Source organism: Aerococcus sp. L_32 (assembly GCF_050689315.1).
In genome coordinates, this window is sequence record NZ_JBOEQF010001118.1 from 1 (window position 1) to 600 (window position 600).

Sequence of the window (600 nt, forward strand, 5' to 3'; positions counted from 1 at the left end):
ACGGTTCTGATGACGGTTGGGGTATTTATTACCGGTGTGGCTTCACATATTGTGGCAGCAGACTTGGTCTTTCTCTTACCTATGGAGTCGAAATTTACGGACTGGTTCCGGTCAGCCTTGAACCATTCATTACTGTTACCGAGTGCTATGATTATCCTGTTGATTGCTGCTTCTTACCCACTGCTGATGGCTATGGTAGGCTATTCGATTTTTGAATTGATTGTCTTGGCCGTGATTTTGATTTGCTTTAAGACCGCCCACTTAAATACTATTTTGGAAAGCTGGCGTTATACCAGCGACCGGGTGATTAAAATTCACAAGGCAATCTTGTATCTAGCGGTTTTTATCACGCTATTATTAGCTTCCTTTGTTACACCATATCTCTGTTTAGGCGTTGCACTGCTGTATTTAATCGCCATTCATTTTACTGGGATTCGTCCTTTTTCAGATGGGAAAAAGGGTTGGCACTGGGATAAGATTGTCGCAGTGGAACAAGACCGTCAGCAACAAATAAAGCGCGGACTGGCCTTGTTTGTAAATATGCCACAAGATGCCGTTTCAAGTAAACGACGCAAGTATTTGGACGGCTTTATTAAAGGG

1 protein-coding gene is annotated in these 600 nt (G+C 43.0%); it reads left to right on the forward strand.

Annotated features, from left to right (window positions below; all coding sequences use genetic code 11):
• On the forward strand, window positions 1–600 hold a 600-nt coding region (locus tag ACRCJ0_RS18475; RefSeq protein WP_431391631.1), incomplete at both ends, for an ABC transporter permease.